Genomic DNA, 21,794 nt, shown 5'->3' with positions numbered 1-21,794 from the left:
AAGCCTTCGGATAGGGTTCCAAGTAAACGTACTAAATTCAGTATTCTATAGCAACAAAAATCGCATCTCATTAAACTGCTCATAAGAATATATACGGGGTCTCATTTGGCAGGATAGAGATGACGCGACAGACGCGACGAACGTTTCTGGCGACCGCCGGTGCGGTCGGATTTGCAGGCTGTTCCTCGATTGCAGGCAAAGCACCGCTACCGACAGACGAGAACCAGCGGAAGACGCGACAGGGGGGCGCATCGAGCGTGCCGGTTCCCCACGATTTCGAAACGCTCGACGAGTGGCAGGCGGTTCCGCGGCAGGGGACGCTCTCGAAAGCCACCGACGACCCGTATCAGGGGTCACAGTGCGCGCGGGTGACCGGCAGCGACGAGACGAAGGAAGGCCACATCGTGCGGTCGCTTTCGGGTGCCGACCTCCGCGGGACCAACCTCTCGGTGGCGGTCAAGGTGACCAGCCACGATTTCGCCAAAATCGCGGTCCAACTGCGCGCTCCGGACGGGCGCAACGTCCTCCGTCTGAAACGAACCCTCGTCGGACCGAAAGACCGCTGGGTGCGACTCAACCTCGGCGTCACGGCCGCGACCGGGAGCCCGGACCTCTCTTCCGTGTCGGACCTCCGCATCGTCGGGCGACCGGTGGACACCAACGCGTCCGCTCCCATCGAGTTCCTCGTCGACGACCTTCGGACCGTTTCCCGCCCGAAGACGGGCGCGGTGATGTTCACCTTCGACGACAGCCACGCGACCCACTACCGCGCGTTCGAACTGATGCAAAAGTACGACTTCGCGGGCGTCGAAGCCGTCATCCCCGAGAGCATCGGGCACGACGACCGCTTGACCGAGGACCAACTCTCGGAGATGGCGGACGGCGGTTGGGACATCTCGGCCCATCCCGACGTGCAGGCTCGTTACTTCCCCGACTACTCCCCCGAAGAGCAGGAGGACCTCCTGAAGCGCACACGGGAGTACCTGCAGTCCCGCGGCTTCGAGGACGGCGCGCGCCACCTCCTCGTCCCGAAAAACGAGGTCGGCCCGAACACCTTCGACCTCGCTCAGAAGTACTACGACACGGTGTTCAGCTTCGGCGCGTCGCCCAACGCCATGCCGTTCGAGAACGAGGACGCCATCGTCTCGCGGGTGAACGGCAAGAACATCGACGTGACGAAGCGGTACGTGGACAACGCCGCCGAGTACGGGCAACTCGTCGTCCCGCTGTTTCACGAAGTCGGGGCGGGCGGCGAAATCAGCGAGGCCGACTTCGAATCGCTCCTGCAGTACGTCGAGAAGCAGGACGTGAACGTCATCACCGCCTCCCAACTCATCGACGGCTGACGCCGATCCGGTCCGTTCATTTCGTTCAAACGCCGGACCGAGGCGATAGCTGAAACGTTGACCGCCACCGCAGGGTCTTAACGCTTCGCGGTCCAACCTCCGCCCATGACCGAGACGGCCACACTCGCGGGCGGATGTTTCTGGTGTCTGGAAGCGGCGTACGAGGAACTCGACGGCGTGCAGTCCGTCACGTCTGGCTACGCCGGTGGGTCGGTCGAGAACCCGACCTACGAGGCGGTCTGCTCCGGCGAAACGGGCCACGCCGAAGTCGTTCAGTTGGAGTACGACCCCGAGACGGTCGGCTACGACGAACTCCTGCAGGTGTTCTTCACCATCCACGACCCGACGACCCTCAACCGGCAAGGCCCCGACGTGGGCACCCAGTATCGCTCCGCGATATTCTACCACGATGACGACCAGAAGGAGGTCGCCGAGGCGTACATCGACGGTCTGGAGTCGGAGGGGGCGTTCGAGGACCCCATCGTCACCGACGTCGAACCGCTCTCGGAGTTCTACGAGGCCGAGGGCTATCATCAGAACTACTACGAGAAGAATCCCAACGACGCCTACTGCACGATGAACGCCCAGCCGAAGATTCGCAAAGTGCGCGAGAAGTTCGCCGAGAAGGCGAACCAGTAGGACGGAATCGCCCTCGTTTCACCGCGATGAGGGTTGCCCCAACTGTTTTGCCGGAGTGGGTTGACGACGTGCCAATGCCCGTTCAACCAGACTACGTGAAGAAGGTGGGGGGAATCCTCTTGGAGCGATACCCGGAAGCGTTCACGGACGATTTCGACCGGAACAAGGAGAGCGTGAGCGTCCTGACGAACGTCGATTCGAAGAGCGTTCGGAACCGTATCGCGGGGTACATCACGAGACGCGGCGGGGAACCGCCGCGCACCGTCGAGCGAGAACCGTCGAGCACCGCGGAGTGAGAACCGCCGCGCACCGTCGAACGAATTTTCGGGGGCGCGTCGTCCGAATCACGAGCCGCTGGGCGTTTCCGTTCCGGCTCCGACGGGCGATTCCCAGAGGGTGACCGAGACGAGTCCGACGAGAACGACCGTACCCACGGCCGCCACCGTGACCAGCGGCGAGTACGCGTCGGCGACGAGACCGCCGAGGAGGACGAGAGGGAGCCTGATTACCGCGTAGGCCATCGACGCGGCGGAGAGGACGGTCGCCCGTCCGACCGACTCCGCGTGGTCGTTGATGTACTGGTTGACCAGCGGCCGGAGGAGAGTGTTCGACCCGGTTCGGGCGACAAACATCGGGAGGGCGAGGAGCGGGGCGAACACCGGTAGCATCAACGAGACGCAGAGGAGCACCGGGACGAACACGGTGGTCGTTCGGAGGCCGACGACCTCCTCTATCGACCCGGCGTAGTAGCTCACCCCGGCGGAGACGAGCGTGAACCCGGCGTACAGCGGCCCCATGAGTTCGACGGGGAACCCGAGCGGTCCCGTGGCGATGGGTTGGACGTAACTCTCGACGGCACCGGTCGCGGCGAAAAACAGCGCCACGTAGGTCACGAACGACCGGAGCGGCGGTTTCGAGAGGTGACGGCGGATGACGCGAACCGCGTCGAGGGGCGACAGAACGTCCCCGTCGTCGTCGCCCTCGGCGTACGCCCGGTTTCGCGGGAGGGTCAACAGCACGACCACGCCAGCACCGTTCAACACGCCGGATGCGAGAAACGGCAGTCTGGGGTCGAGTTCGTACAGCACGCCACCGGCGAGGACCGTGACGACCGTCACCGTTCGGTTGACGGCCATGCCCCGACCGCGAACGCGGGCGAACCGGTCCGTGTCGAGTTCCGCGCGGAGGTAGTCGTAGAGCCACGCGTCGCCGCTCCCGGAGCGGAAGACGAGCGCGAGCGTCCACAGGACGTACAAAAGGGCGAGCGCGAGGAAGGAGCGAGCGACGACGAATCCGAGGATGGAGAGCGTCATGCAGACCGAACTGACGACGAGGCTGTCCCGGCGGCCGATGCGGTCGCCGACGTAGCCCGTCGGAATCTCGCCGAGAACGGTCAGCGTCGAGTAGAGCGCGCTGAGGAGCGCGATTTGCGTGTAATCGAGGTTTCGGTAGAGGAGAAAGAGGGTGAATATCGGCGAGAAGAATCCGAACGAGACGGTCGCTTGGTAGCAGTAGTATTTGTAGATGGCCGACGAGCGCGACATCGATTCGACGTTCGAACGGTCGATAGTAAACGGTTTCCTGAAATCCGTTCCTGTAGATTATATTTCAATTAGTCCATAGCTTCAGGCGGCTGGAGTCCGTTATTCCCGGTATGCGACTGTACGCCGCGATGCGAAACGGGCTGTTCGTCACCGACGGAGCGGGAACGACCGCGGTTCGGCTGTCGGACCACGACTTGGAGTGTGTCGCCGCGACGGGTGAATGGGTCTTCTGTGGCACGTTCGACGCCGGTCTCTTCCGGAGCGAGGACGGCGGCGAGTCGTTCCAGTCGGTCGGCGAGGAGGCCATCCGCGAGTCGGTGATGTCGCTCGCCATCGACCCCGCCGACCCGGACACCGTTTGGGTCGGCACGGAACCGAGCGCCGTCTACCGAAGCACGGACGGCGGCGACTCGTGGGAGCGCCGCGAGGGGCTGACCGACCTGCCGTCGGAACCGAACTGGTCGTTCCCGCCCCGTCCGCACACCCATCACGTCCGGTGGATAGAACCCGACCCGTACGACCCGGACCACCTCTACGTCGGCATCGAGGCTGGGGCGCTCGTCCAGACCTACGACGCGGGCGAGACGTGGGAAGACAAGGTGCCGACCGCTCGCGTGGACAACCACTCGCTCGCCACCCATCCCGACGCGCCGGGACAGGTCTGGTCCGCCGCGGGGGACGGCTACGCCGAATCGGAGAACGGCGGCGACACGTGGGAGTACCCGCAGGAGGGACTCGACCGCCGGTACTGCTGGAGCGTCGCGCTCGCGCCGGACGACCCGGAAACCGTCCTCCTCTCCAGCGCGACGGGACCGCGAACCGCGCACAACGTCGATTCCGCGGACTCCATCGTCTCCCGGAAGCGGGACGGCGAATCGTGGGAGCGGTTGGACGGCCTCCCAACCGGCGAGGGCGTCACCCGAACCGTCTTCGAATCGGGCACCGCCGACGGGGAGTTGTACGCCGTCAACAACCGCGGCATCTTCCGAACCGAGGACGCCGGGACGACGTGCGAGAAGTGATCGCGGAGTGGCCGACCGAATTCGAACGGACGACGGCGCGCGGATTGGCGGTCGTGGACGACCCCTAAATCCGACCGAAGCCTCAGCCGACCGTGAAAACGATGCGGTAGGGGGCGGTCGAATCGCCGTCTTCCGTCGTGACGCCGACGTTCCCCGCGACGACGTACGCACCGGCCGCGAGGTCCGTCGGCACGTCGTAGGTTTCGCCGGTCGTTTCCCCGGTCGCGAGGTTCGTGACGAGCGCGACCGTGTTCACCAACCGAACGCGTTTGCCGTCGGTCGAAACGTGTCCGCTCTCCTCGTAGGCGTCCGTCCACAGGAGGTGTCGGCTTTCCGTGACCCCTCGCCGGTGACAGCGGACCACGCCGAATGGCCGCGGCGGGCCGGAACTCACCCTGCACTCGCCGCCCGTCTCGTTCGTCAGTTCCACGCGCAACCGCCCGGGCTCGGGGACGGTCGCCGACAGCGAAATCGGGAGGGACCCGCGCGCTTCGACGTACGCGGTGTAGAACGTTCCGTCGAGGTACGCGTAGTCGTGAGCGTCGAGGGCGTCGATGAGGCCCGACGGCGGGTCGCGGAGGGCGTACGCGCCCGACTCCGACCCCGCGGCACGAACGGCGGTTTTCACCGCCTCGGACTCGTTCCGAACGTCCCACACGGACCCATCCGCCATCTCGGGAACTGAGAGCGAATTTGCGGTGACGTCGTACGGCGAACCGGGGTCGTCCTCGTGTATCGCAAACGAGATCACTTCGCCGTGATAGCGGGCCGCCTCGTAGCGGTCGAAGAACGTCCGAAGCGACGGCCACACGTACTCCAACTCCACCCCGTCGTCCCGTGCGAGTCGTAGCATGCCGCTCATCACCCGCCCGTCGTGCGTCACTGCCTTCTCGTAGGCGTCGCGGGAGGCTATCCTCCCGTCTACCGCTGCCTCGGCGACCGCTTCGGCGGTGATAGTGTACGTCGGGAGCGAGCTATCGAGGCGATAGGTCGTTCCGTCGTCGGTAACCCGTGAGGTGTCGGCGAGGAACCTCACCAACCACTCCGGCGGGTCGTCGGTTTCGTATCCGCCGTCTATCGCGCGTTCGACGACGCGGCGCTCTCGGTCACTCAATTCGGCGACCGTCGTCGTCGGTACGGTCGGACTCGTTCCGAGGTCGTTCAACCGCACGGCGTAGGGAAACGTCTCGACCGATTCGACCGACGGCGACCGGTCGCTGTCGGTGCGAGCCTTCGTCGTGGACGACGTTTCACCCGGATTGGATGCGGAGTCGTTCGTACTGTCGAGACAGCCCGACCCGAGTGCCGTCCCGACCGCGAGCGTCTGGAGGACGTGGCGGCGCTTCATATTCGAACGTGTCTGTAAGATTGTAAAAACACGATGATTACACAAAGAGCCGTTTTCGTCACCGTCAGTTCGTCGCCACCCGCCGGTCGAGGAAGTCGGCGACGAGTTCCATCGAGCGAATCTTCTGCTCGATGTCGTTCGTTCCGTGCCCCTCCTCGCCGAGTTCCTCGTACTCGAAGTCGCCGTCTTCGCCCTCCTCGAAGCCGTCTTCGTCCAGCGCGTCGCGGAACAGTCGGGCTTGCGAAACCGGCACCCGGTGGTCGTTGACGCCGTGGACCATCAGGAGCGGCGAATCGAGGTTTTCGGTGTACTCGACGGGGCTTCGCTCGCGGTACAGGTCGTGGTTCTCGTCGGGGTCGCCCATGTACTTCTCCATCAGGCCGGTCTGGAAGTGCGGCATCGTGTTCTCGTACATGTCGTGGAGGTCGGTGACGCCGACCCACGCGATGCCCGCGGTGTACAGTTCCGGGTACCGAACCATCTGCCAGTAGGCACTGTAGCCGCCGTAGGAGCCGCCGTACACGACGATTTCGTCCTCGTCTATCCAGTCCTTGTCGCGGAGCCAGCGGACGCCCTCGGCGACGTCCGCCTGTTCGGCACCGCCCCAGTCGCCGATGAGGCTGTCCTTGAACTCGCGTCCGCGGCCGATGGAACCCCGGTAGTTGATTTCCAGCACGGAGTAGCCCCGGTTCAGGAAGAACTGGGTCCGTCGTTTGAAACTCCGCTGGTCCTGTACCGGCGGGCCGCCGTGAACCTTCACGACGGCCTTGGACGGACGCTCGCCGGAGTCGTACAACAGGCCGCCGATGTCGGTCCCGTCGTGCGACTCGAACGTGATGTACTCCGCGTCGACGAACGACTCGGGGTCGATGTCGCCGTAAACCGGTTCGAGAAGCGTGTCGGTCTCGCCCGTTTCGAGGTCGTAGACGAGTAGCGCGGGCCGCTGTGTCGGCATCGTCTGTTCGATCAGTACGCGACCGTCGCCGAGGAATGCGGAGTCGCTGTACAACGGGAACGACGCGACGCCCGTGGGGAGGTCGAGTTTCGTCGCGGTCCCCTCGAAGTCGTACACCAGCGGAACGACGGCGGCGTCCCGCTTCCGGAGCGCGAGGAAGCCACTTCCGTCCGGGAGGAACGCGACACCGTCCTCGACGTACTCGCCGTCGCCGAACCACTCGACGGATTCGGATTCGAGGTCGTAGACGCCGCTTCGGGTCTTGTCCGCCGCGTTATCCGAAACGAGCAGTCTCGTTCCGTCCGCCGACCAGTCCTCGAAGTGCGTTTCGCTCCCGTCGATGCCGAGTTCGAGATTTCGCGGATTCGACCCGTCGGCGTCGGCCACGTACACGTCCATGTTGGTCAAATCGTCCGACTCGTTGGTCATATAGACCATCCGGTCCCCGTCGGGACCGTACGAGGCGTGGAAGACGCCCAACTCGTACTCCGCGAGTTGCTCGCTCGCTTCCGTCTCGCGGTCGTAGCGGTAGAGGTTCATCTGCCCGTCGGCGCTGCTCACGTAGAGCAGTTTTCCGTCGTCGATATCGGTGAGGATACACTGCCCGGAGTCCTCGACGACCGGCGCGGCGTTCCCGTCGAGGTCTATCTCCCAGATGTCGTGTTGCTCGTCGCCCGCGTCGTCCAGATGGTAGTAGATGCGCTCGCCGTCCGGTGCCCACCCGAACGGCTGGCTCACGTTCCGCGGCACCTCGCCGTCGCTCACCTGCCGCATTTCGCCCGTTTCCACGTCGATGACGTGGAGTTCGTTGCGGCCGGTGCTGTCGTAGTAGACGGCGACCCGCTCGCCGTCGGGTGACGCCGCCGGATGGCTGAACTCCGGAAGGCGTGCGAGGGATTCGAGGGAGAAATCTCCTGTCATCGAATGGCAATATTGCCGGTCAGAGTATCAACCTTTCCAGAACGACGTTTCGGTATTATATCTTATATTTCCGGCGCTACAATTGCGGGATTTGCGACCGTGCTGAAACGAGCGCTCGAACCAGCGCGCGCGAAAAAATCGGGTGCCGACGCCTTCGAGACGCCGTACGAGGCCACCGAATCGGTGACTCTCGACCGCGGTTACTCGAGGTCGAAGCGGTCGAGCTTCATCACTTTGTCCCACGTGTCGACGAAGTCCTGGACGAACTTCTCCTCGCCGTCGTCCGCTCCGTAGACTTCCGAGACGGCACGGAGCCGGGAGTTCGAACCGAAGATGAGGTCGAAGCGGGTCGCCTCCCACTCGACGTCGCCCGTCTCGCGGTCGCGGAGTTCGAAGACCTGCTCGTCGTCGGAGACCGGCTCCCACTCGTGGTCCATGCCGAGCAGGTTCGCGAAGAAGTCGTTGGTCAGCGTCTCCGGCTCGTCGGTGAAGACGCCGAGGTCGCTGTCCTCGTAGTTCGCGCCCAGCGTGCGCATGCCGCCGACGAGCACCGTCATTTCGGGCACCGTCAGGCTCAGTAGCTCGGCCTTGTCTATCAGTTCCTCCTCCACCGGACGGTCGAGGTCGTCGCCGAGGTAGTTGCGGAACCCGTCCGCGTCCGGTTCGAGCACTTCGAAGGAGTCGACGTCGGTCTGCTCCTGCGTGGCGTCCGTCCGGCCCGGTTCGAACGGAATCTCCACGTCGTAGCCGGCGTCCGCGGCCGCCTCTTCGACGGCCGCGTTACCGCCCAGCACGATCAGGTCGGCGAGCGACACCTTCGTGTCGTCGGAGCGCGAACTGTTGAAGTCCTCCTGAATTCCCTCCAAGGTCATCAGCACGCTCTCCAACTCGTCCGGCTCGTTGACCTCCCAACTCTTCTGCGGCTCGAGACCGATGCGGGCCCCGTTCGCGCCGCCGCGCTTGTCGCTGTGGCGGAACGTCGACGCGGACGCCCAGGCGGTCTTGACCAGCTGAGAGACGGAGAGGTCGGAGTCGAGAAGCTCTTGCTTGAGTTCGGCGATTTCGTCCTCTCCTATCAGATCGTAGTCGGCATCGGGAACGGGGTCCTGCCAGACCATCGTCTCGTCCGGAACTTCGGGACCGAGGAACCGCTCCGGCGGGCCCATGTCGCGGTGGATGAGCTTGTACCACGCCTTCGCGAAGGACTCCTGGAACTCGTCCGGGTTGTCCTGGAAGCGCTCCAAAATCTCCCGGTAGTCCGGGTCCTTCTTGAGCGCGATGTCGGTCGTGAGCATCATCGGGTCGACCGATTCGTCGGAGTCGTGGGCATCCGGCACGGTGTCCTGTGCCGCTTCATCGACCGGCCGCCACTGCCACGCGCCGCCAGGACCCTTGTGGGCCTCCCACTCGTAGTCGAGCAGGTTGTTGATGTAGCCCATGTCCCACTTGGTCGGTGCGCTGGTCCACGGCCCCTCGATGCCGCTGGTGATGGTGTCGGGACCCTTGCCCTCACCGAACTCGTTCTCCCAGCCGAGGCCCTGTTCCTCGATGGGAGCGGCCTCTGGCTCGGGACCGAGGTTGTCGCCGGAGTCGGCACCGTGAACCTTCCCGAAGGTGTGTCCGCCAGCGATGAGTGCGACCGTCTCCTCGTCGTTCATCGCCATGTGACTGAAGGTGTCGCGGATGTTCGTCGCCGACCCTTCGAGGTCCGGTTCGCCGTTCGGACCCTCCGGGTTAACGTAGATGAGGCCCATCACGGTGTTCCCGAGCGGGTTCTCGAGGTGGCCCTCCTCGTCGAATCGGTCGGAGGACGTCTTCTCCCACTCGGTCTCGGGACCCCAGTTGACCGCATCGTCGGGCTCGTAGTCGTCCTCTCGGCCGCCAGCGAAGCCAAAGGTCTCGAATCCCATCGATTCGAGGGCGACGTTCCCGGCGAGGACGATCAGGTCGCCCCACGAGAGCTTGCGGCCGTACTTCTGTTTGACGGGCCAGAGCAGACGGCGAGCCTTGTCGAGGTTGACGTTGTCCGGCCAACTGTTGATCGGCGGAAGGCGCTGTCGCCCGCCGGACGCGCCGCCGCGGCCGTCCTTGGTGCGGTACGTCCCGGCGCTGTGCCACGCCATTCGGATGAACAGCGGCCCGTAGTGACCGTAGTCTGCGGGCCACCAGTCCTGCGAGGACGTCATCACTTCTTCGATGTCCGCCTTCACGGCGTCGAGGTCGAGCGACTCGAACGCCTCGGCGTAATCGAACTCCTCGTCCATCGGGCCGACGTCCCGAGCGTTCTGGTCGAGTAGCTCGACCTTCAGGTGCTCCGGCCACCAGTCCTGGTCGTCACCGAGCGTCATCGGGAGACCTCCTGCGTCTCCTCGCGGGTGAACGCCTCGACGTTCTCCTGCTCGTAATCGGGTTCTGCCATGCCGTGTTTGGGTGTATCCTCGGACATTAACAGGATCTCCTGTACGTAGAATATAAGAGGTATTGTTTATAAATTTGCCGCTTATGTTTCCCATTCTCTGTCTTCACTTCTAAATATGGACGTACTAGTTCTCTTAGCAAGAATAATTTTTCACGATTCGTAAAATGCGTTCGGGAAAACGCGATACGATACCATCGAACGGACGGCTTTTCGATGCGTCGTTCGAACGAGCGTTCGTTTCCTGTCTTCTATAATTTTTCCGCCGTATATCGTGGCAGACGCCACGCGATACATCACTTTGGTTGTCGAATGCTAACATATGCGCGGTGTTCCGGCGTCGGAGACGTAAACGAGGCCGTCGAGTTCGCCCCCGTCGTTTCCGTCACCGTGACGGAATAGCGGGGACCTCTCCGTCCGGACGGTCGCCCACGGCGCGTTCGGGGGACGCGCCGTCGCTGTCGAGCAGTTCGAGCAGCTCCCGGAGGTCGGTTTCGGGACCCTCCTTCTGGAGCAGGTCGAGGGCGCGGTCGATGTCGTCGATTCGACGCTGGGCGCGGTCGTAGCGCGCTCTGAGTTCGACCCTCGCTTCGGCGATGGCGATTCCCCCCTCGTGAATCGCCTCCCGCGATTCTCGGAGCGTCGAAACCGTTTCGCGTATCGAGGTTACTGGCATGCGTCGAACGACGACGGCCGCGAAAGTAGTCCTTCGGGCGGGAAAGCGGTCGTTCCGGTAGACGGGTCGCGCTGGCCGGGAGAGTTTTGCCGTCGGGCGTCGTCCACAGTTCGATGTCAGCGTACGCAAACGACGTTCTCGTCTCGGCGGATTGGGTGGAGGACAACATCGAGGAGTTCGAAAGCGACGACCTGGGGTATCGACTCGTGGAGGTCAACAGTCCCGAAATCCCCGATACCGACTTCCCGTCGCGGTACGACGAGGGACACATCCCCGGCGCTATCGGCATGCAGTGGGACGACGACCTGTCGGACCGCACCGAACGCGACATCCTGAAGAAGGAGGACTTCGAGGACGTGGTCGGTGGGTACGGCATCAGCGAGGACTCGACCGTCGTGTTCTACGGCGACGGCTGGATTCCGAACTGGTTTGCCACGTACGCCTACTGGGAGTTCAAATACTACGGCCACGAGGACGCCCGCGTGCTGAACGGCGGGAAGGACTACTGGGTCGAAAACGATTACCCGACGACCACGGACGCTCCGGACTATCCCTCGGTTGACTACGAAGCCAAGGGTCCGTTCGAGAGCATCCGCGCCTACCGCGACGACGTGGAGAAGGCCATGGAGTCAGGTCTGCCGCTCGTGGACGTGCGGTCGCCCGAGGAGTTCACCGGCGAAATCCTCGCACCGGAAGGGCAGAAGGAGACGGCCCAGCGCGGCGGCCACGTCCCCGGTGCGAGCAACATCCCGGTCGCCGAAGTGTTCGACGACGACGGGACGTTCAAGTCCGCCGACGACCTGCGCGAACTGTACGGCGACCACGACGTAGACGGGGAGGAGTCGGTTATCGCGTACTGTCGCGTCGGCGAGCGGTCCGCTATCGAGTGGTTCGCGCTCCACGACCTGCTCGGGTTCGAGGACGTGCGTAACTACGACGGGTCGTGGACCGAGTGGGGAAATCTGGTTCGAGCGCCCATCGAAACCGGCGAGGAGTAACTTCTTTTTCCGAGGTACCGAATCGCCACCATCACCGAACGTCACGAACTCGTCGCCGAACTGTACGACCATCTGGAAGCCACGGCGTCGTTGCCGGTCGCCACGCGCCCGAGTCAGTACCTCGGCGAAGCACAAGCGGTCGTTGGGGACGCCCGAGACGCGCCCGAATCGGTCGTGGAAAAGCGCATCTCACAGGCTGACGAGTTGCTTTCGCACGTCGAGGAGACCGGGAGCGAGGAGGCGGACGAGCACGTCGAACGGGCGCGGGAGCTGACGACGAGAATTCTGTCCGAACTGACGTGAGAGAGGGACTCCGTGCCGTCGAACCTCCGAAGACGGATGATGTGGTAATAGTTAACACATTGCTGCGCGAAGTCAGCGGTGGGGAGGGATGTCCGCATGACCTTGGCAACCGTTCCGCGGTACGACGGCGCAAATTCGTCGACGCGGAGCGGGACGGCAGTGGTGGTCGGGGCGGGAATGGCCGGGCTGTTCGCGGCGCGGGTGTTGTCCGACCGGTTCGAGAACGTTACGGTCGTCGACCGTGATTCGTTTCCCGACGAGTCGGTCGCCCGTCCCGGCGTCCCGCAAGGACGCCAACCGCACGCGCTCATGGAGGCCGGACGGGCGACGCTGGAGGATCTGTTCCCGGGATTCAGCGAGACGCTCGTTTCCGACGGCGCGGTCGTCAACGATTTCTCGAGCGACGTGAAGTTCTACAGCGAAGGGGATTTTCTCGCCCACGGACCGACGCCGATGGAAACCATCTCCGCGACTCGGCCACTGTTCGAGCAGGTCGTTCGACGGCGCGTGTCCGACCTCGACGACGTGCATCTCCGCCCGAACTGCCGCTTCGTGGAGTTCCTCTGTGACGACGCGGCGACGGCCGTGGAGGGCGTCGTGCTCCACGAAGGCGGGGAGCGAAAGGAAGCGCGCGCCGATTTGGTCGTCGATGCCACGGGCCGAACGAGTCGAACGCCGAAGTGGCTGGAAGCCCACGGCTACGCGCCGCCGCCGCTGGACGAGGTGCACATCGACGTGCACTACAGCACCACCTTCGTCGAGCGACCGCCCGATGACCGTCGGACGTTCCTCGTGCCGCCCGCGCCGCCGCACACCCGCGGTGGGATGGCCGCCCCCGTCGAGGGAAACCGCTGGGTGGTAAACATGAACGGCGTCCACGACGACGTTCCGCCGGGGGATTTCGAGGGGTTCACCGAGTTCGCCGAAAGCCTCCCCGTTTCCGAGGTGAAGGAGTTGCTCGACGAGCATCCGCCCGTTGCGGAGGCCGTCCATCGCTATCCGTTTCCCGCCAGCAGGCGATATCGCTACGAGCGCCTCGACAGATTCCCCGACGGTCTCCTCGTAGTCGGCGACGCCATCGCCAGCTACAATCCGGTTTACGCACAGGGGATGTCGGTGGCCGCGCTCGAAGCGCTCGTGTTGCATCACACGCTGTCCGCGGGTGGTCGAGAGAACCTCGCGCTCCGCTTTTTCGACCGCGCGGAACCGGTCGTCGATACCGCATGGTTGTTGGGGGTCGGCAACGACTTCGCGTTCGAACGGACGACGGGTCCCAAACCGCGCGGCACGGTGTTCGTCGGCAGGTACCTCTCCCGCTTGATTCGCAAGGCGCACACGGACGGCGAACTCGCCACCGCGTTCGTCCGGGTGTTGATGATGGAGCGCCCGCCCAGTTCGCTGTTCCGCCCGGCCGTCGCGTGGCGCGTCCTCAAGCCGTCCGGGTGGTCGGCCGACTTCGTTCGACAGCGGGCGTGATTCCCGACCGGGCGCCGCGGGCGATTCGACAGCAAGGTCTGTCGCTTCGGGAGGCTTTAACTCGGCGTGCCGCCCTTACTCACAGTCATGAGCAACAGCACGGAGAAAGACGACGGGTTGCGGAGCCGAGAAGTGACGGAAGGCCCGGAACGCGCGCCGCACCGGGCGATGTTCCGCGCCATGGGTTTCGACGACGACGACCTCTCCTCGCCGATGGTCGGGGTGGCGAACCCCGCGGCCGACATCACGCCCTGTAACGTCCATCTGGACGACGTAGCCGGGGCAGCAATCGACGGCGTGAACGAGGCGGGCGGCATGCCCATCGAGTTCGGCACCATCACGATTTCCGACGCCATATCCATGGGGACGGAGGGGATGAAGGCCAGTCTCATCTCGCGGGAGGTCATCGCCGACAGCGTGGAACTCGTCGCCTTCGGCGAGCGCATGGACGCCCTCGTCACGGTCGCGGGATGCGACAAGAACCTCCCCGGCATGATGATGGCGGCCATCCGAACCGACCTGCCGACCGTCTTCCTGTACGGTGGGTCGATTCTCCCCGGCGAACACGAGGGCCGTGAGGTGACGGTTCAGAACGTCTTCGAGGGCGTCGGCGCGGTGGCCCACGGCGACATGACCGAGGACGAGTTGGTCGAACTCGAACACGACGCCTGTCCCGGCGCGGGGTCCTGCGGCGGGATGTTCACCGCCAACACGATGGCGACCATCAGCGAAGTCCTCGGCCTCGCACCGCTCGGGTCCGCTAGCCCGCCCGCCGAATCGCCGGAACGGTACAAGGTCGCGGAGGGGGCGGGCGAACTCGTGCTGGACGCGGTGGAAAACGACCGCAAACCGTCCGACGTCCTCTCGCGCGAGTCGTTCGAGAACGCCATCGCGGTGCAGGTTGCCATGGGCGGTTCGACCAACGCCGTCCTGCACCTCCTCGCGCTCGCGGCGGAGGCCGGAATCGACCTCGACATCGACGACTTCGACGAGATTTCGCGCCGGACGCCCAAAATCGCCAACCTCCAACCCGGCGGCACGCGAGTCATGAAGGACCTCCACGACGAGGGCGGCATCCCCGTCGTCCTCCGGCGACTGCTCGACGGGGGCTACATCCACGGCGACGCGATGACCGTGACCGGCCGCACCATCGAGGAGGAACTCGACCATATCGGCGCGTCGGGCGACTCCGACGCCGACTTCCTCCGCCCCGTGAACGACCCGTTCCACGAGGAGGGGGCCATCAAAATCCTGAAGGGCAACCTCTCGCCCGACGGGTCGGTGCTGAAGGTCACGGGGGAGGACACGTTCCACCACAGCGGCCCGGCCCGCGTCTTCGAGAACGAGGAGGACGCGATGAAGTACGTACAAGAGGGCGGCATCGAATCCGGCGACGTGCTTGTCATCCGAAACGAAGGTCCGCGCGGCGGCCCCGGAATGCGCGAAATGCTCGGCGTGACGGCGGCCGTTGTCGGACAGGGCCACGAGGACGACGTGGCGCTCCTCACGGACGGCCGGTTCTCCGGCGCGACCCGCGGCCCGATGGTCGGCCACGTTGCCCCGGAAGCCCGCGACGGCGGCCCCATCGCGGTGGTCGAGGACGGCGACGAAATCACGGTGGACATCCCGAACCGCGAACTCTCCGTGGACCTCTCCGAGGAGGAACTCGACGCGCGACTGGACGACTGGGAACCGGACGACCCCCGCTACGACACCGGCGTTCTCGCCAAGTACGGCGAGACGTTCGGGTCGGCGGCCAACGGCGCGGTGACGAATCCGGGCGCGAAGCGGGAGTAACTTCGCAAGCACCCCCACCGCGAACGAGACGAGACGCTTTGCGCCTCGGGTGCGAACGGCGACGGAACGGAGCCGTGAGCCAAGTAAGCGGGCCGAGAAACCCCCGACGGAGCGACTGAAAGGAGCGACGGAAGCGGGGTGACTCGGCTTTTGGTCCAGATTTTTCGAGGGAGAAGCGGAATCCGGCGAGAACCGCGCCGGATTCTGCCTCCGACCGCGGAAAAAGGTGGAACTGGCGCGGTGACGAATCCGGGCGCGAAGCGGGAGTAACGACACCCAGTTCAGACGGTATTCCTTCCGACAATTCTCTCACCGAGCGCGAGCGCTAACGACGAGGACGGCACCGGACGACAGAGGTGACCATCGATGACCACCTATTGCCACACTCCCGAAATGTAAATATATTCAATATAATAGTTATTATTGGGATTCATTCCTATATTCTACCGAGAATCGAAGTGTTTTTGCATTGTTTTTGGGTACTATTGAAGACGTATGGCAAGTGTTGTACAACGGGCATGGCGACGCTATCGATCTGTCGCCATCATCTACCGTATCGCGGCGGCGTTCGTCCTCGGGTCGGTCGTGGGACTCGTGGTCGGCGAACCGGCGACGAACCTCCAACCCCTCGGCGACCTCTTCGTCCGACTGCTGAAGATGGTCATCGTTCCCATCGTCGTGTTCACGCTCGTGATGGCGGCGCGAAACCTCTCGCCGAAGAACCTCGGAAAGGTCGGCGGACAGGTTATCTTCCTGTACCTCCTCACGACGGGGGTCGCCATCGCCATCGGTCTCGGCGTGGCGAACCTCATCGACCCCGGCGTCGGACTGCACCTCAAGGACGCGCTGGCGAAACCGGCCGTCGAGACGAAACAGGCGTCGGGACTCGCGAGCGTCCTCCTGAACATCGTCCCCCAGAATCCCTTCAGCGCGATGGCGGAGGGGAAGATCCTCGGCGTCATCTTCTTCGCGCTGGCGTTCGGTATCGGCCTGACAGTCGTCCGCGACGAGGCCGAAGAGGGGTCCGACGTCTACAACGGCGTCCAGACGACGTTCGACGTGGTTGAGGCGGGTGCCGAAGTGATGTTCAAAATCGTCTGGGGCATCATGGAGTACGGCGTCATCGGCGTGTTCGCGCTGATGGCCGCGCTGTTCGCCCAGACGGGACCGGAAGCCATCCTCTCCCTGTTCAAGCTCTTCGCCACGCTCGCCATCGCCATCGGCCTCCAGATATCGATAGTGTACCTTCTCGTCATCGTCCGCGGACTCGTCGGTCACTCGCCGATGGATTTCGTCCGCGGCGGGAAGGACGCCATGGTGACGGCGTTGAGCATCCGTTCGTCCAGCGGGACGCTCCCAGTCACGATGTCGAACGCGGACGAGAACCTCGGCATCGACCGAGAGGTGTACAGTTTCTCCCTGCCGCTCGGTGCCACCATCAACATGGACGGGACGGCGATGTACCTCGGTATCGCCGCCATCTTCACCGCGAACGTGGTCGGCACGACGCTCACGATTTCACAGCAGTTGAGCATCCTCGTCACGGCGCTCATCGCCAGCGTCGGAACCGCGGGCGTTCCGGGCGCGAGCATCGTCATGATGACCGTCGTGTTCACGCAGGTCGGCCTGCCGATTCAGGCCATCGCGTTCGTCCTCGGTATCGACCCGTTGCTCGACCGGATGCGGACGATGAACAACATCACCGGCGACCTCGCGGTCACGACGCTCGTGGCGAAGTGGAACGACGCGATCGACTTCGGCACCGGCGTCTGGGCCGACGACGAGAGCATCGGCCGGAGCGACGCACTCAACACTATCACGGGTGACGACTAACCTCCCTATCCATGAATTCGGAACCGACAACCGACACGACGCGGAGCGAGCGAATCGTCGAACGCGCCCGCGAGGTGATTCCGGGCGGCGCACAGACCGGACTCCGAGCGCAGGCGTACGACACCGGCGACGTAGCGTTCGAACGCGCAAACGGCGCGACGCTGACCACCGTCGATGGCGAGGAGTACGTCGATTACCACCTCGGCTTCGGTCCTATCATCCTCGGACACGCGGACGACCGAGTGGACGAGGCGGCCCGAAGCGCCATCGACAGCGGCGTCCTCTACGGCACGGGGACGGCTCCCCTCGAAGTCGATGTCGCCGAGCGACTGGTCGATTACCTCCCCGGCGTCGAGCAGGTCAACTTCTGTAACAGCGGGAGCGAGGCGACGTACCACGCGATTCGACTCGCCAGAGCGTACACGGGTAACGAGAAGATTCTGAAGTTCGAGGGCTGCTATCACGGCTGGCACGACTACGTGGACGTGAGCGTCTACCCGCCGGAGGACAAACTCGGCGAGCCGCATCCCGAATCCGAGGGGATGCTCTCGTCCGCCGTGGAGAACACGCTCGTCGTCCCGTTCAACGACAGCGAGGCCGCCGAAGCGGTCTTCCGCGAACACGGCGACGACATCGCGGCGGTCATCCTCGAACCCGTCCCTCACTCGGTCGGCTGCATTCTACCCCGACAGGAGTTCCTCGAAACGCTCCGAGAGGTGACGCGGGCCGCCGACGTGCCGCTCATCTTCGATGAAGTCATCACCGGCTTCCGCCACTCGCCGCACGGCGCACAGGGCGAGTTCGGCGTCACGCCCGACCTGACCTGCGTTGCGAAGGCGCTTGGCAACGGCTACCCCATCGCGGCGGTCGGCGGGCGAACGGACCTGCTCGAACAGGCTGGCGGCGACAACAAATCCGGCGTCGTCATCAGCGGGACGTACTCGGGTAACCTTCCCGGACTCGCCGCGGCGCGCGCGACCATCGACACCATCGTCGAGGAGGACGTGCAGTCCCACGTCACCGACCTCGGCGACGAGTATCGGGCCGGACTCCGGGACCTGCTCTCCGACCACGGCATCGAGGGTCGCGTCGTCGGACACCGGAGCATCTTCAGCGTCCAGTTCGGCGCGACGGGGGAACCGGAGAACTACGAGGACATCCTCGGCTTGGACGAAGAGCGGTTCCGCGAGTTCGCGGCGGGGATGCGCGAACGCGGTCACTTCTTCACGCCGAACCCGTACAAGCGCCACCACCTCTCGTTCGCCCACGGCGAGGCGGAGTTGGCGGCCTATCTGGACGCCGCCGACGACGTGCTTGGGAACGTCTGACCGGGTTCAGCACCCTTAACCGTCCCCGACTGTTACGACACGTTCGATGGATTCTGCGATACGCATACGTGACCTCGAAAAGGAGTACGGGGAGGTACGGGCGCTGAAGGGGGTCGACCTCGACGTTCCGAAAGGGTCGTTTTTCGGGTTGCTCGGTCCGAACGGTGCGGGCAAGACGACGTTCATCAACATCCTCGTCGGCCTCGTGAAGAAATCCGGCGGGACGGCCGAGGTGTTTGGTGCGGACGTGGAAGACGATTACCGCGAGGCGCGCGACCGAATCGGACTCGCGCCGCAGGAGTTCAACGTGGATCGATTCTTCCCGATTCAGGAGGTGCTGGAGCACAAGGCCGGGTATCACGGCATTCCGAAGTCGGAGGCGCGGGACCGCGCCGACGAGGTGTTGAAGCAGGTCGGCATCTACGACAAGCGCGACACGCGCTTCGACTGACTCTCCGGCGGGATGAAGCGACGATTCGTCCTCGCGCGAGCGCTCATCACCGAACCCGACCTGCTCATCCTGGACGAACCGACCGCTGGGGTGGACGTACAGTTGCGCCACGACCTGTGGGACCTCATCACCGAACTCAACGAGTCAGGCACCACGATTCTGCTCACGACCCACTACATCGAGGAGGCCGAACGCCTCTGCGATGAGGTCGCCATCCTCGACTCGGGCCAAATCGTCGAGGTGGCGAGCCCCGAGGAACTCATGGGCCGCGGGCCGGACAAGGTGACGATTTCGCTCCGCAACCCGCCCGAATCCGCGCCGCACCTGTCGGCCGGTCGGGACAAGATTCAGGACGTCGAACTGGACGGCGACGAACTCGTCGTCACGGCCCCGGAAGCCGGACTGCTCGCCCCGGAACTCGTCCGCGAACTCGACCGAAAGGGGTTCGAAATCGTCCACTTCGACATCTCGCGCACCTCGCTCGAAGAGGTGTTCGTCGAGATGACGCGAACCGGGGAGACGACGGGGAGCGAATCGCCCGACGAGGACGACCGCGACGATTCCGAACTCGCCGCGGTTGCGGGAGGTGACGGCGCGTGAGCGGCGAAACCGATACCGCTGGTCTCACGGGATTCGTCACCCTGACTCGCCGGGAAATCCTTCGATTCCTCCGCCGCCCGCGCAACACCTTCGTTCCGCCGTTCGTGACGAACGTGCTGTACTTCTCCGTGTTCGGCGTCATCCTCGGCAACCGCGTCGGCATGATGAAATTCGACGGACAGAGCGTCCCCTACATCGTCTTCATTTTGCCCGGTTTGGTCGTACTGGGAGCCATCTCCAACGCCTTCGAGAACTCCTGTTTCTCCATCTTCCACGGCCGCTGGAACCGCTACATCGAGGAGACGCTGACCTCGCCGATGTCCTACTCGCGGATGGTCGCCTCCTACATCGTCTCGGGCGCGACGCGGGGCTTGCTCGTCGGGGCGCTCATCGCCGTCCTCGGCGCGTTCTTCACGTCCGTCGGCGTCGCCCGTCCGTTCTACCTCGTCGCCTTCGCCGTCGTCATCACGCTGCTCTTCTCCAGTTTCGGCGTGGTCGGCGGCCTCTGGGCGGACGACTGGGACAATCTCACGATGATGAACCAGTTCATCGTCCGCCCGCTCGTCTTCTTCGGCGGCGTGTTCTACACGCTCGACAGCCTCCCGTCCGGCATCTACCGCGACCTCACCATGCTCAACCCGATGGTGTACATGGTCGACGGCGTCCGATACGGCTTCCTCGGCGCGTCGGAACTCGACCCGAACCTCTCGCTCGCCGTGCTGACGGGACTGACGCTCGTCGTGATGGGTATCGACACGTACCTGTTCCGGAAGGGGTACGGGTTGACCGACTAAGCGGTTCGCCGAGCACACGAGTTTATTAGTAACATAGGTTGCAATTACGGGCCATCGTGGTCCCCAAAACCGTCTCCGACTGGTTCCCCGACCGTCCGCCGACGTGGATGGAGGTCGGCATCGTTGTTCTGTTCAGCGTCTCGACGGCGATAGACCTCTACCCGTACGACGAAATTTCGTGGACATGGGTCGCCGTCGGTTTCGTGCTGTGCGGGTTCGGAATGGGTCCCGCCGGAACCACGAGCCTCGGAAAGCGATTCGGGCAGTGGTTTCGAGACATCGGGGGGGCTGGCCGCGTGGCGGTCATCGTCTGTTTCGCCGTCGGCGTTTGGTGGGCGATGCTCACGGTCGACCTCCCGATTGCGAAAGTCGAGAGCTTCGTCGCGGGGCTGTTTTTCTCTCTCGTCGTCTTTCTTCTCGCACACTACGCCGACGCCGGGGAAATCGACGGCTGGAGCGCGACGTGACGAACTACTCTTGTCGCTCGCGCCACTCGCTCAGCGACATCGGGTCGCCGTCCGAGTCGGGGTCGTCGGACAGGTCCGCCAGCAGTTCCAGCGAGTTGCCGTCGGGGTCCGAGAAGTAGACCGTCGCGCTCGGCATCCACGGGTGGACGATTGGTTCTCCGGTTCGACGCCGAAGGCGGCGCGCGGTTCGATGTCGCGGTCTTCGAGGAACGGCAGCATCTCGTCCACCTCGTCCTCCGAGACGCGGAACGCAAAATGGCTCGATTTCGGGTCTTCTTTCTCCCACACGCCGAGCATCGAGCGCGGGGTGCCGGTGAAGTAGAAGACGATTTTCCTTCCCGGGTCGTGCCGACCGAGTTCGAGGCCGAGCATGTCGCCGTAGAAATCCATCGCCCGGTCCAAATCAGCCACGCCCACGTGCGTCTCGTACACGCCGTCGAGGAGGTCCATGCGGTCACTTCTTCGGATAGGCGAATGGTCGTTCCGGTCCGGTCACCGTTGCCTGATAGGCTGTCTGTTCCTCGTTTCGAGCGTGAGACGGTGAACGTGCATCGAGACATCTCCGCGCCTCGGAGATGAATCCGAGCCCATCGTTCGGCGCAGAAAGCATTTATCGCACCCATTAATCTTCCCAATAATGATCGATTTCGGAACGATGCTCATCGGGTTCGGTGCCGTAACCCTCGGCGCGCTGGGTACTCGATTCGGCTACTACTTCGCCCGAATGAGCGAACAGGCCGACGCCATCGGAAGCACGACGCCGATGAGTGAGGTCGAACCCGCCGAATGGAAGGTCGTTACGACGCGACTCGGATTCGGCGTGTTGGGCGCCGTCGGCGTTCTGATGGTGATTCTCGCCGTTTGGCCCTGAAAGAGAAAG

The 21,794-nt window shown here is 64.1% G+C and carries 18 protein-coding genes and 2 pseudogenes; 14 read left to right on the top strand and 6 right to left on the bottom strand.

Annotated elements, in window-relative coordinates; genetic code table 11:
• Positions 1 to 119: 119 nt before the first annotated feature.
• The 3 genes from V5735_RS06495 (at position 120) to V5735_RS06485 (ending at position 2,281) form a co-directional block, all read left to right on the top strand.
• Positions 120 to 1,346 (top strand): polysaccharide deacetylase family protein, encoded by a 1,227-nt coding sequence (locus V5735_RS06495; protein ID WP_423745607.1) that lies wholly within the window; start codon positions 120 to 122, stop codon positions 1,344 to 1,346.
• Positions 1,347 to 1,451: 105 nt separating this feature from the next.
• Positions 1,452 to 1,985 (top strand): peptide-methionine (S)-S-oxide reductase MsrA, encoded by a 534-nt coding sequence (msrA, locus tag V5735_RS06490; RefSeq protein WP_423745606.1) that lies wholly within the window; start codon positions 1,452 to 1,454, stop codon positions 1,983 to 1,985.
• A gap of 74 nt (positions 1,986 to 2,059) precedes the next feature.
• Positions 2,060 to 2,281, top strand: a complete 222-nt coding sequence (locus V5735_RS06485) for a 30S ribosomal protein S17e (RefSeq protein WP_069452859.1) — start codon at positions 2,060 to 2,062, stop codon at positions 2,279 to 2,281.
• Positions 2,282 to 2,329: 48 nt separating this feature from the next.
• Here the strand turns inward: V5735_RS06485 and V5735_RS06480 are convergent, their stop codons facing one another.
• On the bottom strand, positions 2,330 to 3,529 hold the full coding sequence (locus tag V5735_RS06480) for an MFS transporter (protein WP_423745605.1): 1,200 nt from the start codon (positions 3,527 to 3,529) through the stop codon (positions 2,330 to 2,332).
• Positions 3,530 to 3,639: 110 nt separating this feature from the next.
• Here V5735_RS06480 and V5735_RS06475 point away from each other — a divergent pair.
• Positions 3,640 to 4,619 (top strand): annotated as a pseudogene (locus V5735_RS06475) (WD40/YVTN/BNR-like repeat-containing protein).
• A gap of 14 nt (positions 4,620 to 4,633) precedes the next feature.
• On the opposite strand, the gene V5735_RS06470 reads toward V5735_RS06475, so the two are convergent.
• The 4 genes from V5735_RS06470 to V5735_RS06455 form a co-directional block, all read right to left on the bottom strand.
• Positions 4,634 to 5,899 carry a hypothetical protein gene (locus V5735_RS06470; RefSeq protein ID WP_423745604.1) on the bottom strand — a complete coding sequence of 422 codons (1,266 nt, stop codon included), beginning with the start codon at positions 5,897 to 5,899 and terminating at the stop codon, positions 4,634 to 4,636.
• Between the two features lie 64 nt (positions 5,900 to 5,963).
• Positions 5,964 to 7,775: a S9 family peptidase gene (locus tag V5735_RS06465; RefSeq protein ID WP_423745603.1), complete on the bottom strand. Its 1,812-nt coding sequence runs from the start codon at positions 7,773 to 7,775 to the stop codon at positions 5,964 to 5,966.
• A 200-nt stretch (positions 7,776 to 7,975) separates the two neighbouring features.
• A complete protein-coding gene (katG, locus tag V5735_RS06460; protein ID WP_423745602.1) occupies positions 7,976 to 10,123 on the bottom strand; it encodes a catalase/peroxidase HPI in 2,148 nt (715 codons plus the stop codon).
• 453 nt (positions 10,124 to 10,576) lie between these two features.
• A complete protein-coding gene (locus tag V5735_RS06455) occupies positions 10,577 to 10,867 on the bottom strand; it encodes a hypothetical protein (protein ID WP_423745601.1) in 291 nt (96 codons plus the stop codon).
• A 113-nt stretch (positions 10,868 to 10,980) separates the two neighbouring features.
• On the opposite strand from V5735_RS06455, the gene V5735_RS06450 reads away from it, so the two are divergent.
• The 9 genes and pseudogenes from V5735_RS06450 (at position 10,981) to V5735_RS06410 (ending at position 20,914) form a co-directional block, all read left to right on the top strand.
• Positions 10,981 to 11,865, top strand: coding sequence for a sulfurtransferase (locus V5735_RS06450; RefSeq protein ID WP_423745600.1), 885 nt, complete (start codon positions 10,981 to 10,983; stop codon positions 11,863 to 11,865).
• 90 nt (positions 11,866 to 11,955) lie between these two features.
• Entirely contained in the window at positions 11,956 to 12,168 is a 213-nt protein-coding gene (locus V5735_RS06445; RefSeq protein WP_423745599.1) for a hypothetical protein, read from the top strand.
• 96 nt (positions 12,169 to 12,264) lie between these two features.
• Entirely contained in the window at positions 12,265 to 13,644 is a 1,380-nt protein-coding gene (locus V5735_RS06440; RefSeq protein ID WP_423745598.1) for an FAD-dependent oxidoreductase, read from the top strand.
• Between the two features lie 87 nt (positions 13,645 to 13,731).
• Positions 13,732 to 15,441: a dihydroxy-acid dehydratase gene (gene ilvD / locus V5735_RS06435; RefSeq protein WP_423745597.1), complete on the top strand. Its 1,710-nt coding sequence runs from the start codon at positions 13,732 to 13,734 to the stop codon at positions 15,439 to 15,441.
• A gap of 495 nt (positions 15,442 to 15,936) precedes the next feature.
• Entirely contained in the window at positions 15,937 to 17,274 is a 1,338-nt protein-coding gene (locus tag V5735_RS06430; RefSeq protein WP_007981742.1) for a dicarboxylate/amino acid:cation symporter, read from the top strand.
• 11 nt (positions 17,275 to 17,285) lie between these two features.
• Entirely contained in the window at positions 17,286 to 18,602 is a 1,317-nt protein-coding gene (locus V5735_RS06425) for an aspartate aminotransferase family protein (RefSeq protein WP_423745596.1), read from the top strand.
• Between the two features lie 46 nt (positions 18,603 to 18,648).
• A pseudogene (locus tag V5735_RS06420) lies at positions 18,649 to 19,653 on the top strand (ATP-binding cassette domain-containing protein).
• Complete coding sequence (locus tag V5735_RS06415; protein WP_423745595.1) at positions 19,650 to 20,447, top strand: ABC transporter permease; 798 nt, start codon at positions 19,650 to 19,652, stop codon at positions 20,445 to 20,447. The pseudogene V5735_RS06420 and the gene V5735_RS06415 overlap by 4 nt, the downstream one beginning before the upstream one ends.
• 56 nt (positions 20,448 to 20,503) lie before the next feature.
• Entirely contained in the window at positions 20,504 to 20,914 is a 411-nt protein-coding gene (locus tag V5735_RS06410; protein ID WP_423745594.1) for a hypothetical protein, read from the top strand.
• 30 nt (positions 20,915 to 20,944) lie between these two features.
• Here V5735_RS06410 and V5735_RS06405 read toward each other — a convergent pair whose 3' ends face one another.
• Positions 20,945 to 21,364 carry a VOC family protein gene (locus V5735_RS06405; protein WP_423745593.1) on the bottom strand — a complete coding sequence of 140 codons (420 nt, stop codon included), beginning with the start codon at positions 21,362 to 21,364 and terminating at the stop codon, positions 20,945 to 20,947.
• Between the two features lie 187 nt (positions 21,365 to 21,551).
• Here V5735_RS06405 and V5735_RS06400 point away from each other — a divergent pair, with 187 nt between their 5' ends.
• Positions 21,552 to 21,785, top strand: coding sequence for a hypothetical protein (locus V5735_RS06400; RefSeq protein WP_423745592.1), 234 nt, complete (start codon positions 21,552 to 21,554; stop codon positions 21,783 to 21,785).
• Positions 21,786 to 21,794: the final 9 nt, after the last annotated feature.

Origin of the sequence: Haladaptatus sp. SPP-AMP-3 (assembly GCF_049568665.1) — an archaeon.
Lineage (GTDB): Archaea > Halobacteriota > Halobacteria > Halobacteriales > Haladaptataceae > Haladaptatus > Haladaptatus paucihalophilus.
Note: the sequence above shows the minus strand (reverse complement) of the source record. Positions and strands in the feature narration are given on the sequence as shown.

Coding starts and splice junctions, on each gene's coding strand:
- V5735_RS06495 (WP_423745607.1), top strand. CDS start 120: ATGACGCGACAGACGCGACGAACGTTTCTGGCGACCGCCGGTGCGGTC.
- msrA (WP_423745606.1), top strand. CDS start 1,452: ATGACCGAGACGGCCACACTCGCGGGCGGATGTTTCTGGTGTCTGGAA.
- V5735_RS06485 (WP_069452859.1), top strand. CDS start 2,060: ATGCCCGTTCAACCAGACTACGTGAAGAAGGTGGGGGGAATCCTCTTG.
- V5735_RS06480 (WP_423745605.1), bottom strand. CDS start 3,529: ATGTCGCGCTCGTCGGCCATCTACAAATACTACTGCTACCAAGCGACC.
- V5735_RS06470 (WP_423745604.1), bottom strand. CDS start 5,899: ATGAAGCGCCGCCACGTCCTCCAGACGCTCGCGGTCGGGACGGCACTC.
- V5735_RS06465 (WP_423745603.1), bottom strand. CDS start 7,775: ATGACAGGAGATTTCTCCCTCGAATCCCTCGCACGCCTTCCGGAGTTC.
- katG (WP_423745602.1), bottom strand. CDS start 10,123: ATGACGCTCGGTGACGACCAGGACTGGTGGCCGGAGCACCTGAAGGTC.
- V5735_RS06455 (WP_423745601.1), bottom strand. CDS start 10,867: ATGCCAGTAACCTCGATACGCGAAACGGTTTCGACGCTCCGAGAATCG.
- V5735_RS06450 (WP_423745600.1), top strand. CDS start 10,981: ATGTCAGCGTACGCAAACGACGTTCTCGTCTCGGCGGATTGGGTGGAG.
- V5735_RS06440 (WP_423745598.1), top strand. CDS start 12,265: ATGACCTTGGCAACCGTTCCGCGGTACGACGGCGCAAATTCGTCGACG.
- ilvD (WP_423745597.1), top strand. CDS start 13,732: ATGAGCAACAGCACGGAGAAAGACGACGGGTTGCGGAGCCGAGAAGTG.
- V5735_RS06430 (WP_007981742.1), top strand. CDS start 15,937: ATGGCAAGTGTTGTACAACGGGCATGGCGACGCTATCGATCTGTCGCC.
- V5735_RS06425 (WP_423745596.1), top strand. CDS start 17,286: ATGAATTCGGAACCGACAACCGACACGACGCGGAGCGAGCGAATCGTC.
- V5735_RS06405 (WP_423745593.1), bottom strand. CDS start 21,364: ATGGACCTCCTCGACGGCGTGTACGAGACGCACGTGGGCGTGGCTGAT.
- V5735_RS06400 (WP_423745592.1), top strand. CDS start 21,552: ATGATCGATTTCGGAACGATGCTCATCGGGTTCGGTGCCGTAACCCTC.